The 12171-nt window shown below is 70.9% G+C and carries 13 protein-coding genes; 11 read left to right on the plus strand and 2 right to left on the minus strand.

The window, feature by feature from the left end; translation table 11 throughout:
* Positions 1-109 precede the first annotated feature (109 nt).
* A complete protein-coding gene (locus tag AB0J67_RS35190) occupies positions 110-1462 on the minus strand; it encodes an MFS transporter (RefSeq protein WP_363489089.1) in 1353 nt (450 codons plus the stop codon).
* Positions 1463-1697: 235 nt separating this feature from the next.
* Here AB0J67_RS35190 and AB0J67_RS35195 point away from each other — a divergent pair, with 235 nt between their 5' ends.
* From AB0J67_RS35195 to AB0J67_RS35240, 10 genes are all read left to right on the plus strand, one after another.
* A complete protein-coding gene (locus AB0J67_RS35195) occupies positions 1698-1877 on the plus strand; it encodes a hypothetical protein (protein WP_363489091.1) in 180 nt (59 codons plus the stop codon).
* Between the two features lie 120 nt (positions 1878-1997).
* On the plus strand, positions 1998-2258 hold the full coding sequence (locus AB0J67_RS35200; RefSeq protein WP_363489093.1) for a response regulator transcription factor: 261 nt from the start codon (positions 1998-2000) through the stop codon (positions 2256-2258).
* A 157-nt stretch (positions 2259-2415) separates the two neighbouring features.
* Positions 2416-3153, plus strand: a complete 738-nt coding sequence (locus AB0J67_RS35205) for a VOC family protein (RefSeq protein ID WP_363489095.1) — start codon at positions 2416-2418, stop codon at positions 3151-3153.
* Between the two features lie 404 nt (positions 3154-3557).
* Complete coding sequence (locus AB0J67_RS35210) at positions 3558-4337, plus strand: maleylpyruvate isomerase N-terminal domain-containing protein (RefSeq protein ID WP_363489097.1); 780 nt, start codon at positions 3558-3560, stop codon at positions 4335-4337.
* Positions 4338-4693: 356 nt separating this feature from the next.
* On the plus strand, positions 4694-5383 hold the full coding sequence (locus tag AB0J67_RS35215; protein WP_363489099.1) for a response regulator transcription factor: 690 nt from the start codon (positions 4694-4696) through the stop codon (positions 5381-5383).
* Complete coding sequence (locus AB0J67_RS35220) at positions 5380-6789, plus strand: HAMP domain-containing sensor histidine kinase (RefSeq protein ID WP_363489101.1); 1410 nt, start codon at positions 5380-5382, stop codon at positions 6787-6789. Before AB0J67_RS35215 ends, AB0J67_RS35220 begins: the two co-directional genes overlap by 4 nt.
* A 651-nt stretch (positions 6790-7440) precedes the next feature.
* Positions 7441-7659 (plus strand): 2-phosphosulfolactate phosphatase, encoded by a 219-nt coding sequence (locus AB0J67_RS35225; protein ID WP_363489113.1) that lies wholly within the window; start codon positions 7441-7443, stop codon positions 7657-7659.
* A 264-nt stretch (positions 7660-7923) separates the two neighbouring features.
* On the plus strand, positions 7924-8352 hold the full coding sequence (locus AB0J67_RS35230; RefSeq protein ID WP_363489103.1) for a nitroreductase family deazaflavin-dependent oxidoreductase: 429 nt from the start codon (positions 7924-7926) through the stop codon (positions 8350-8352).
* 144 nt (positions 8353-8496) lie between these two features.
* Positions 8497-9054, plus strand: coding sequence for an isochorismatase family protein (locus AB0J67_RS35235; RefSeq protein WP_363489105.1), 558 nt, complete (start codon positions 8497-8499; stop codon positions 9052-9054).
* Positions 9055-9060: 6 nt separating this feature from the next.
* Positions 9061-9969 (plus strand): DJ-1/PfpI family protein, encoded by a 909-nt coding sequence (locus tag AB0J67_RS35240; RefSeq protein WP_363489107.1) that lies wholly within the window; start codon positions 9061-9063, stop codon positions 9967-9969.
* Positions 9970-10032: 63 nt separating this feature from the next.
* On the opposite strand, the gene AB0J67_RS35245 is transcribed toward AB0J67_RS35240, so the two are convergent.
* On the minus strand, positions 10033-10503 hold the full coding sequence (locus tag AB0J67_RS35245) for a MarR family transcriptional regulator (RefSeq protein WP_363489109.1): 471 nt from the start codon (positions 10501-10503) through the stop codon (positions 10033-10035).
* A gap of 117 nt (positions 10504-10620) precedes the next feature.
* On the opposite strand from AB0J67_RS35245, the gene AB0J67_RS35250 reads away from it, so the two are divergent.
* Positions 10621-11979 (plus strand): MFS transporter, encoded by a 1359-nt coding sequence (locus tag AB0J67_RS35250; protein ID WP_363489111.1) that lies wholly within the window; start codon positions 10621-10623, stop codon positions 11977-11979.
* Positions 11980-12171: the final 192 nt, after the last annotated feature.

Genomic DNA, 12171 nt, shown 5'->3' on the forward strand with positions numbered 1-12171 from the left:
TGTTGACCGTGCTGCCCTCGGCGACCGCCGCCTCCTTCAGCTTGACCGCGGTCGGCCCCGCCGCGATGTCGGCGGGGCGGGCGCGCGGTCACGGACAGGATTCAGGTGCTCAGTGGCTGCCGACCGACTCGGGCAGCGATCCGTCGGCCTGGCGCGGCGGCGGTGTAGCGGCCTCTTCTCCGGCATTGCCGCTGGAAGAGTGGGCGTCGGCCAGCACGTCGGCCGGGACGTGCCGTTCGAGGAATCGTCGCGCCAGCCGGATCGAGGGGTGGATGCCGATGGTGGCCGCCACGATGATGCCGGCGATCACCAGCCAGCCGGCCGCGCCCCAGTTCAGCGCGAGGAAGGTGTACACCGCCGGTGCCCAGACCTTGCCGAGGGTGCCGCTCAGCTCGGCCGCGCCCTGGTAGGCGCCGCGCTGGCGCGGGTCCATCAGCTCGGCTTCGAAGGACCAGCTCGCCGCGGAGAGGTAGAGCTCGGCCCCGGTGACGGTGACGTGGCCCAGCCAGACCAGGAAGATCGTCACCCAGCCGACGGTGTCGTGCGTCGCGAGCGTGATCAGGCAGGACAGCACGAAGAACGTCGACGACAGCCGGATCGCCTTGAGCGCGGTCGGCAGGTCCCGGACGCCGCGGGAGGTGACCATCGGCAGGAAGATGCACATCACCGTGTTGGTGGCGAACAGGAACGCCAGCACGACGCGCGGGGCGTCGGTCTGCTCGACCAGCCAGAGCGGGATGACGACGTTCAGCAGCACCTGGTTGGTCCAGAACACCCCGCCGAAGAAGGTGGTGAGCAGCCAACCCGGGTTGCGCAGCGGACCCGGTCCGGGGATGCGCACCTTGCGGTCCTCCGGGCTGCGCTCGTCGTGCGAGGCCCGCGGCAGCCGCGTGACCGCGGCGGCGTTGACCAGGAAGACCGCGGCGGTGAACCAGGGCAGCGCGTGCAGCACGTCGTTGGAGTGGAACGCGAGCGCGATGCCACCCATCACGGAGCCGAGGGTGAAGCCGAGGTTGAGCGCGGAGTACATGTAGGCGCGTGACTTCACCCGCTCGTCCGGCGGCAGCACGTCGATCGTGTACGCGCCGTACGCGGCACCGCCGAGCGCACCGATGACCTCCATGCCGACGGCCATGGCGACGTAGCCCTCGAAGTCGCTGATGAACGGCCACACGGAGAACATCGCCGCCTGCCCGGCGGCGCTGAGCGCCCACATCCTCTTCGGCCCGAAGCGGTCGACCAGCTTGCCCATCGGCACGGCGGCCAGGAAGGCGGCGATGCCGGCGAGCGTCAGGCCGAGACCGACCTGCGCGGCGGACATCCCGACGATCTTGGTGAAGAACACCGCCGATCCGGTCATGAACGTGCCCTGGCCGAGCGCGAACAGCAGCGACTGCACGGATAGGCGGCCGGCCAGCGGCGACGGCGGGCGGGCACGGCTGAGGAGGGCTGAGAGCGTCACCCGGGGATTTTGTAGGCATGGTACGACGGTTGTCGCGTGAATTAGACCCACCCCGACGAGCGGCCCGCTTCCCCGACGACGGATTTCAGAAGCCCGAGGGAGCCATCCGCCGGTGCCGAGCCGCCGCATCCGCTAGCTCGCAGCTCGGTGACGGACGGCTCCACCCTGATCTCCATCCGGTTCTCCACCTCGGGATGGTCCTCGGCGCGAGCCGGTGTTCCTAGCCTTCCTGTCCATGAGAGAACCGGAGACGGACCTGCTCAGCGAGCTGATGCGCGGGTTCTTGGCGAAGGAGGGCAGCCGTATGAGCGGGAAGTCGATCGTGGGGTTGGCGGCGGTGGGGCTGGTCGCGTTGCTGGTGTTCGTGGGATACCGGCTGCTTGTGGTTGAGTTGATCGCGAACCTGCGCCACTGACCGGACGTCGGGAGCCGCCACGCCGGAGCGCGCAGCTATCTCACCAAGAACGCCGGCCGGGAACAGATCGCCGCCGCGCTGCGGGCGACCGCGCAGGGGCAGGCCACCTTCGATCCCGCGGTGTCGCAGCGCATCATCAGCCGCCTGCGGCCGTCGGTCTCGACGGGCAGCTGGCACAACCCGGACCGGCTCACGCCACGTGAAGTGGAGATCCTGCGGTTGATGGCGCAGGGGATGAGCAACCGCGACATCGCCACCGCCCTCTTCATCGGCGAGAGCACCGTCAAGACGCATGTCAACAACACGTTCAGCAAGATCGGCGCGCGGGACCGCACCGACGCCACCAGGTACGCATACCGCCAAGGCCTCATCGCACCGTGACGGCCGAAGCCCCGCGTCGCCTTGCCGGCGCGACGGCCGCGACAGACCCTCGGGGGACCCGGATCGCGGTTCGGGTTCCGCCGCATCGGATCGATGAAGACCCGGCTTGTTCGCAGGCCGGGCGCGGTCGTCATCCGCCACGCATATGATCTGCGGCGTGCCACTGCGACTTGTTCAGGTGAACTTCAAGGCTCGGGATGACGCGGCGCTCGGCCGGTTCTGGGCGGATGCGCTCGGCCTGGGTGTCTCCAGCGAGGGTCCCTGTGTGACCAACCTCGAACCGGTGGGCCTGGTCTACCCGGACCCCGCCGCCCTCTTCATCGATGTCGTCACCGTCCCGGACCCCGAAACGGTGAAGTACCGCGTGCACCTCGATCTCGCCACCACCTCTGCGGCCCATCAGGCGGAGCTGGTCGCGCGCCTGAAGGAGCTCGGTGCGACGCCCGCCGACGTGGGCCAGGGCGACGTCCCGTGGACGGTCCTGGCCGACCCGGAGGGCAACGTGTTCTGCGTGCTGGAGCCCCGGGAGATCTACCGGGACACCGGGCCGGTCGCCGCCGTGGTGGTCGACTGCGCGGACCCGCGTGCCATGGCCAGGTTCTGGGGCGAGGCGATGGACTGGAAACTGCACGAGGTGACCGACGACCATGCGCGGCTGCGTTCGGCCAAGGGCGTCGGGCCGTATCTGGAGTTCATCCGCACCTCCGGCACGAAGACCGTGTGGAACCGCGTCCATCTCGACGTGGCGCCGTACCTCAGTGATGATCATGCGGCGGAGGCGGCCCGGCTGCAGGCCCTCGGCGCGACCCTCGTCGACGTCGGCCAGGGCGACGCCGTCTGGAAGGTCCTCGCCGACCCGGAGGGCAACGAGTTCTGCGTCCTGTCCCCGCGCTGACGCGGAGCTTCGCGGGACGGGTGTCCGGCGGGCCATGGCCGTCGTCATGACCCGCCGCCCGGCCCGCCACGGCGGAGCCCGCCGACCTCGCTGTGTGAAGAGAGCTCCTACGGCTGGAAGTACTCCGACATCAGTGCTGGGGGTGGAGCCGATCGCCAGGATCATCACCAGCCCGAGCAGCACGTAGACGAGCAGGAACCCGGCAGTCAGCCAGCGCACCAGGGCCGTGTGGCGGTCGAGCGCCGGGTCGGTCGTGTCCATGGCCGGCAGTGTAGGCGCGCCGCGAGCCGGCCTGTCGGCGGCGAAGGCGCTTCAAGGGCACCATCAGTGCCGGGGTGGCCGGCCCCCGCGTCGGCTGCGAAAATCGCTGTCCGGTCATCGGAGCACAGTGATAGAAAGCCGGGGTGCACAAGATCCTCACGTTCCCTGATCAGCTGCGGCTGATCAACGAACGGTCTGCCGCCTTCCGCGCTGCGGTCGCCGCGGCACCCAGCCTCGACGTTCAGATGCCGACCCATCCCGAGCGGACGCTGTTCGATCACGTGCAACACCTGGGCATGGGTCGCCGCAAGGCAGCCGCCATCGTCGCCGCCGGGCCCGCGGACGCTCCGCCGGAGGAGTCCGCATGGGGAGGCGGCACGGGTGCACCTCGGGAGCGCGAGGGTCTCCTGGCCTGGTGGGTCGAGTCCGTCGAGCACCTGGCGAGCGTGCTGCGCGAGGCGGGCCCGGATCGCGGTTGCTGGACATGGTGGGCGGACTCGCCGTCACCGCAGACCTCCGGGGCCTGGGCGCGGCGCCAGCTCCACGAGATCGCGGTGCACACCTACGACGTCCAGCTCACCGGGGGTGCCCCGCAGCCGATACCGGAGGAGATCGCCCTCGACGGTTTCGACGACTGCCAGTTCACCCTCTGCGCGACGACGGTCGCCTGGCCACACGAACCCGCCATCGTCGATTACCACGCCACCGAGGGCTACTCCTGGCGTCTTCGGCTGTCCCACGACGGCGCACAGGTCGCCCACCTCACGCCCGCTGCCGGCGAGGACACGGCCGACGTCTCCGCCCGGGGCACGGCCAGTGACCTGGTCCTGTTCTTCTACGGCCGCATACCGCTGGATGCGCTGAAGTTCGAAGGCGACCGTCGTATCTTCGATCAGCTCGAAGCCTGGGACCCGTCCGTGTGACACCGACGACAAACGAGAACGCCGGCGTTCAGCACGAGGTCGACAGGTAGGCCATCTCCTGGTCGGTGAGAACCAACGGCGTGCCGGCGGCGCCGTCCGCGGAAGTCGCAGGCCAGTCCCCGCCAGGACTTGAGCTGGGCATGGGCGCGTTCGCCGACAGCCCGCCGGCCGGGCAGGACCCGGTTGGCGTTCTTGCGCGGCTCGGGCAGCACCGCGTTACCCCGTCGCTTTCCCGTGACCAGCGCGTAGGCCATCCCCACAGGTCCGCCACGTACCATGGCGCCGCGTTTCCCTGGTTCGCCTCCGGGTCGGCTCGACCGCAGTTGGCGAGCGTGGGCCGAGTCGAGGAGGACGTCTTGCGGATACTGGTGGCCGACGACGACACCGCGGTGCGTGACTCGCTCGCGCGCAGCCTCAGGTTCGAGGGCTACGCGGTGGACGTCGCCGCGGACGGGGCCGAAGCGCTCGCCTCCGTGCTCGGCGCCGAACCCGATGCGCTAGTGCTCGACGTGATGATGCCCGGCGACGACGGGCTCGACGTATGCCGCTCGCTGCGGGGGAGAGGCATCGTGGTCCCCGTGCTGATGTTGACCGCCCGCGACAGCGTCGGCGACCGCGTCGCCGGCCTGGACGCCGGTGCCGACGACTACCTGGTGAAACCGTTCGCGCTGCAGGAGCTGCTCGCCCGCTTGCGCGCGCTGCTGCGCCGCGCCGTCCTGGTCGGCGCGGGCAGCCAGCACGAGCCGCTGCGTTTCGCCGGGATCACCCTCGACCCCGTCACGCGCGAGGTGACCGCGGACGGCCGGCCCGTGCGGCTGACCCGCACCGAGTTCAGCATCCTCGAAGTCTTCCTGCGCCATCCCCGCCAGGTCCTGACCCGGTCGGCGCTGTTCGAGCAGGTCTGGGGATACGACTTCGGCGAAAGCTCCAACAGCCTGCACGTGTACCTGGGCTACCTGCGTCGCAAGCTGGAGGCCGACGGCCGCGACCGCCTGCTGCACACCGTGCGCGGCGTCGGCTACGTGCTGCGCGAGACCCCGCTGTGAGCATCACCAACCGGTTGAGCGTCATCGCGGCGCTCGCCGTCGCCGTCGCGGTCGTGGCCGTCAGCGCCATGGCGTTCCTGCTCGTCCAGGAGGAGCTGTACCGGCAGCTCGACGCCCAGCTCGACGCCGACGCCCGCACGATCGCAGCTCAGCCGGACCGGTGGATCGTCCCGTCGGCGGTGAAGCCGGCACCGAAAGGTCCCGGCGGCGAGCAGCGGCGCGACATCAGGGAGGACGGCCTGGGGCCGCGCTGGCAGATGATCACCGTCAAGGGTGTCGCCTTCACCTCCGCGCTGCCGGTCACCGGCGGTGCCCTGGCAGTCATCAACGGGCGGGCGGCCGGCAGCAGGGAGACGGTCACCGTCGACGATGAGCAGCTGCGGATGGTGACACTGCCCCTCGACGAGGGCGGCGCCATCCAGGTGGCCCAACCGCTCGGACCGCTCCAGCACACCCTCCGCCGGCTGGCCATGCTGCTCGCGTTGGGCTGCCTCGGCGGTGCCGCGCTGGCGGCTCTGCTCGGGCGCAGTGTCGCCCGTGCCGGGCTGGCGCCCATCCACCAGCTGACCGGCGCCGTGGAGCGGGTGGCCGCGACGCGGGACCTGCTCACCGCGATACCGGTGCGGGGCCACGACGAAGTGGCCCGCTTGGCGGGAGCGTTCAACGACATGCTCGCCGCGCTGACGGCGTCGCGTGCCGCGCAGCGGGCTCTCGTCGAAGACGCCGGGCACGAGCTGCGCACGCCGCTGACGAGCCTGCGTACCAACATCGAGCTGCTGGTGCGGGCGGAGGCCGAGCCCGAGTCGGGCCGGACGCTGCCCGCCCAGGACCGCGCCCGGCTGATGCAGGACCTTGAGACCCAGGTCGTGGAGCTGACCCAGCTCACCAACGAGCTGGTCGACCTGACCCGGGAGCAGACGAGCCCGGAGCAGGCCGAGCCCGTCGACATGGCCGAGGTGGTCGTCGGGGCCGTCGAACGGTGTCGCGGCCGCACCGCGGTGCCGATCGACGTCGACCTGGTCACCGCGGAGCTGACGGGCCGTCCCGGCGCGTTGGAGCGGATGGTCCTGAACCTGCTCGACAACGCCACCAAGTGGAGCCCGGCCGGCGGGCGGGTGAGCGTGCGCCTGCGCCACGTCGGACAGCAGCTGGAGCTGACCGTCGTCGACGCCGGCCCCGGCATCGACGAAGCCGACCGCCTGCGCGTGTTCGAGCGGTTCTACCGAGCACCCGCGGCCCGGGCACTACCCGGCTCCGGCCTGGGCCTGGCCATCGTCGCGCAGACGGTGGCCCAGCACGGCGGCACGGTGACCGCGGAGCCGGCGACCACCGGCGGCGCCCTGCTGCGGGTGCTGATGCCCGCCAACTCATCGCATTTTCTTAACGAACCGACCAACAGCGCTTAGCTGCCTGCGCCACCGTGTCCTGCATGACAACAGAGCCTGACGAAACCCCACCCGCCGACGCCTCCGCAGAGCCGGCGGCCCCGCCGGCAGCGCCTGCCGCCCCGCCCGCTGCGCAGCCGGCCGCGGCACCGGCTCCGCGGCGCGTGTCGGGCAGACTCGGCCTGGCACTGGCCGGGGCGTTCCTCGCCGGAGCGGTCTGCACCGGATGCCTCGGTTTCGCGGTCGTGTTCGTGGCGCACCACGCCGACGACCACCGCGAGTTCGGTGTCGATCACCCGAAGGTGGAGCGCGTGCTGCCGGATCGCGGTGAGTGGAGGGGCGAGAAGGGTTGGCCCGGCGGCGGGGTGCCATGGGAGAAGCCCGAGTGGCCCGGGCCGCAGGACAGGGGAGTCTGGCCGGATCCCCACGGCAAGCTCGGCGTCCCGGGCCTGCCGGCACCCGATGAGAAACCCCCATCGCCGGTGCCGTCTCCGTCGCGGTCCTGATCAGAACGCGGTAGCAGGTTGAACCGAGGCCGGGGTCGTGCCGTCGTCGTCGATGGCCGACCCCGGCCTCGCCGGGCACGGACGTAGCGCGCCAGGTCACGCTGCGAGAATGTCCTTGCCGGCCGGACTCCGACCGCGAACGATCATGGACGTGTCGATCACAGGTATGGATGCGGAGATCCCGGCTGGCGGAATCGTCGTCGTCATCGATGTCATCCGGGCTTTCACGACGGCCGCGGTTGCCTTCGAGCGCGGCGTCACCGAGATAGCCTGCGCGCCGTCAGTCGAGGTCGGCCGAGGTCTGCGGCGGCGACACCCGGACCGTCTCCTGGTCGGGGACGGGACCGGCAGACCTGGTCGCGGGCATCATGGAGGGCGCCGCTGAGCATGCTCGCGACTACGCACGCATGCCCGCGTCCGAACGCGTCGATCTTTCCAGGGATCTCCGCTTCTGCCGCGACGTCGACCGGTCCGCATTCGCCATGGTCGGCGAAGTCCGCAAAGATCACGTTGTCCTCACCACGGTGCCGTGCTGAGGCGGGGCAACCGCCGGACCGGACGCGCCGCGTACCTTCGATGACGCGCGTCCGCCACGATCAGCGCGACGATTGATCCGCACCCACACGCGGTACGAGAAGGGGCACATCCGATGAGCGACTGGAACGCCAAGGTGATCGAGGAATTCCGCGCGAACGAGGGCCGCGTGGGCGGGCCGTTCGACGGCGCGCCGATGGTGCTGGTCCACCACCGGGGCCGCAAGAGCGGCCGCGAGCTCGTCAACCCGATGATGTACCTGCCACACGAGACCGACGACGACGTCATCTACGTGTTCGCGTCCAAGGCGGGCGCACCCCGCAACCCCGACTGGTACTACAACCTCACCTCGGCCGACGGTGCCGCCGTCGAACTCGGCACCGGCACCTACCCTGTCCGCGTGCGGGAGCTGACCGGAGACGAACGCGACCGGCGATACGACGAGCAGGCCCGGCGCCACCCCCGCTTCGCCGAGTACGCGGAGAAGACCAACGGTGTCCGGACCATTCCGGTACTGGAACTGACCCGCATCACGGCGGCCTGAACCGGCGCGCCGCGATCGACAGCGTCGCGCGGCGCCCTCGACGCGTGCCTGGCACTGCCACGCGGCCGTCGGCTGTCCGGATCGATCCGTAAGCCGGCCGGATCCGATCTTCGGTAGGGCGAAGATCAGGTGCAGCCTGGAGACATGAACAGAGCGCTTGTGGTCATCGACGTTCAGGAGTCGTTTCGCCGGCTCCCCGACTGGCATCTGGCTTCGCAGCCCGACATCGTCGGCCAGGTCAACCGGCTGGTAGACCTGGCCAGGGCGCAGGACGACCTGGTCGTCTGGGTCCTCGGGGCACGCGCTGGTTCGGGCACCGTCTTCGACCCCGCCCTCGGGCACGTCCGGTTGATGGACGGGCTGGACCCGGCGGCCGACGAGCCGGTGCTGGTCAAGTCGGCTCACAACGCGTTCACCACGACGAACCTGCACCAGCTGCTGACCCGTCGGGGTGTACGCGAGTTGACGGTCTGCGGCATCAAGACCGAGCAGTGCTGCGAGACGACCACCCGCGTGGCCGCCGACCTGGGGTTCGACGTCACCTTCGCGATCGACGCCACCGCCACCTGCCCGATTCCTGATCCGTCCGGCGGGCCCTCGCTGGGCGTGGCGGACATCATCGAGCGCACCCGGTACGCGCTGTCCGGGCGATTCGCGACGGTCCGCACGGTTGGTGAGCTGACCGGCGCGGCCGTACGCTGACCCGCCATGCCGCGCATCGTCTTCGTCCTCGTGCCCTCGGTGCACCTGCTGGAGGTGGCGGCACCGGCTCAGGTCTTCTCCATCGCCACCGATCTCGGCTGCGACTACCGGCTGCACTACGTGTCCGACGAGCCCGAGGTGCGCAGCGTGCAGGGGCTGTCCTTGAACGTCGACGTCGAGTGGCCGCCCTTGACCGCCGACGACCTGGTGGTGGTGCCCGGATGGCGTGGGCCCGAGCGGATGATCGGCGCCGGGAACGCCCGGCGGCTGCGTGAGCACCACGCGGCCGGCGGGACGGTGGCCGGTATCTGCGCCGGAGCCGACGCCCTCGGCCGTGCGGGCCTGCTCGACGGGCGCCGGTGTACCACCCACCACGCGATACAGGAGGATCTCGCTCGTGCCTACCCGGCGACGACGGTGGTGCGCGACGTCCTCTACGTCTCCGACGACCGGATCGTCACCTGCGCGGGCGTGGCCAGCGCGACGGACCTCGCGCTGCACCTGGTGAGTGTGCGGAACGGACCGGTCGTGGCCGCCGCCGTAGCGCGGACCATGGTCGTCTACGCCGGCCGGGACGGCGGCGATCCGCAGCTGAGCCCGGTCCTGCGGCACCGGTCGCACGTCGACGAGGCGGTGCATCGCATCCAGGACCTGATCGACGGTCGCTTCACCGAGCGGCTGCCACTGAGTCTGCTGGCGAAAGCCGCGGGATGCAGCGAGCGGTCGGTCACCCGCCTGTTCCGGCGGGCGATCGGCACCACCCCGCTGGCATACCAGCAGATCCTGCGCCTGGAACGAGCCGAGCACCTGATCGACCGCGGCGCGACCGTGGATGCCGCGGCCCGTGAGGTCGGGTTCACGGACGCGCGGATGCTGCGGACGCTGCGCGCCAGGAAGCAGCACGAGCGCGGCTGATCCGGAGTCGGCGGGCAGCCGCACGTCGCCGCCTCGACCTCGTCGAGGGGACCGACCGAGGCGTCAGCCGGCGGCGTTGTTGCGTGCCTGCAGCAGCTCGCCCAGTCCGAGCGTGACGTCGGTGGTCTCGGTGTCGCGGTCCCCGAGCTGCCGGGCCAGCACCTCGCAATATGTCGGGCGGGCCGCGGCATGCCGGGCGCGCCCGGCGTCGGTCAGGAACACGTTGATCCCACGGCGGTCGACCTCGCAGAGTCTGCGCTCGATGAGACCTTGCTTCTCCAGGCGGCCGATGAGGCGGGACAGGGCGCTCTGGGTGATCGGCACGACGTCGGCGATGTCCTGCACCCGCGGCTTGTCCTGATCGGTGCATTCGGCCAGCTGGTCCAGCACCTCGAACTCCTGACAGCTCAGGCCGTGCTGCTGCTCCAGCGCTTGCTCCAGGGCGTTGCCGATGCGGACCCTGCTGGCCGTGAGCTGCCGCCACTGATCGACGAGGGCCCGAGCGACCTGCGCGCCGCCGACGGTCGTCTCCATGCCCGCACCCTAGCACATGCGCCCGCACTAAATGCGCGAGAACTAGGTGTAGCAGAATAAAGTTCGTCTGCACTTTGTTCTTGCGCATTAAGTGCATGTGCACTTAGTGTCCCTCGGGTGAGCCAACACGACACCGTCACGCCGTCCCCGCCCCACCGGTCACCCCGCCGGATCCATCGCTCCGAAGACGTCGCCGAGCACCGACGCTCGGCCGACTCCACCGCGGCTACGCCCGCGCAGGTCCAGCAACCACCCGCGTACGCGGCATCCGGTGAGCAGCCGGCGATCTGGTCCCGCAACTTCCGGTACTACTTCACCGCCCGCAGCGCGGGCCTGCTCAGCTGGGCCATGCTGCCGGTCGCGGTCGCGGCAGGCCTGCTCACCGGCGGGTACGGCCTGGACACCGCGGGTTACGCGATGGCGTTCCTGGTCGGCCCGTTCGCCGGGCTGGTGCTCTTCGGCGGGGTGCTGGCCGACCGGTTCACCGCCCGCCGCATGATGATCGCCGCCGACCTCGCGAACCTGGTCGCCCACGTGCTGCTCGCCCTGCTGTTCTTCTACGGCATCGCCCACCTCTGGCAGCTGTACGCGCTGCTGGTCGTGGCCGGCACCGCCAACGCGATGTTCCAGCCGGGTGCGTCCTCGACCGTCCCGCTGGTGGCCCGCGACGTCCAGGGGGCCAACGGGGTGCTGCGCACCTCCGAGGCGCTCACCGGCCTCGGCGGCCCGGCGCTGGCCGGGGCACTGGTCGGCTTCGGCGCCACCGGCTGGGTGATGCTGCTGTCCGCCCTGGCCTACGCGACCAGCGCCCTCTGCCTGGTCGCCGTCCGGCTCGGGCGGGTGCCCGCCCCGCCGGCCGGCGAGAGCCTGTGGCGCAACCTCGTGGTCGGCTGGCAGGAGTTCCGTGCCCGCAGCTGGCTGTGGGGCGTCATCGTGATCTGGATGTTCTTCGCGGTGCTCTCCTGGGGGCCGCAGCTGTCGGTCGCCGCCGGCGTCATCGTGCCCGAGCACGGCGCCTCGGCCTTCGGGCTGCTGAATGCCGCGCTGGGCGCCGGCACCGTGGCCGGTGGGCTGCTGGCCATCCGGTACAAGCCCGCCCGGCCACTCGCGGCCGGGGCGGTGGCGATGCTGGCCTACCCGCTCTACCCGCTGGGCATCGTGCTCGGCTGGCCGGTCTGGCTGCTCGCCGCCGCCCAGATCGCCGTCGGCGCCGGGATCGGCGTCTGGGGCGTCATGTGGGCCACCAGCGTGCAGACCCAGGTCCCGGGCGAGGTGCTCAACCGGGTCCACGCCTACGAGGTCGCCGGCTCCGTCGGCATGTATCCCATCGGCAGCGCCCTGGCCGGCCCGGCCGTCGCGGCCTTCGGCACCGACCAGGTGCTGCTGGTAGGCGTCGTGGTCGCGCTGCTCACCGCCGCGGCACTGCTGGCCGCCCGCCCTATCCGCACCCTGCGCCGGGTGCCCTCCGGCGCCTGAACGAGTGACCGGGGTGTCCCGGTGGCGGCGGCCGACACCGCCGAGGACATGCGCGCCGTCGCCGACGAGGTGGTCTGCGTCGCGCGAACTTAAACGCGCCCTCGGTGACAGCTATGCGTAACTGGTATTCCGCCAGCGAGTTAGCTGGATTGCCTGGCCTGCCAGGTACAGAGCGCGCAATCCAACTACGTG

The sequence above is a fragment of the Catellatospora sp. NPDC049609 genome (assembly GCF_040675365.1).
Lineage (GTDB): Bacteria > Actinomycetota > Actinomycetes > Mycobacteriales > Micromonosporaceae > Catellatospora.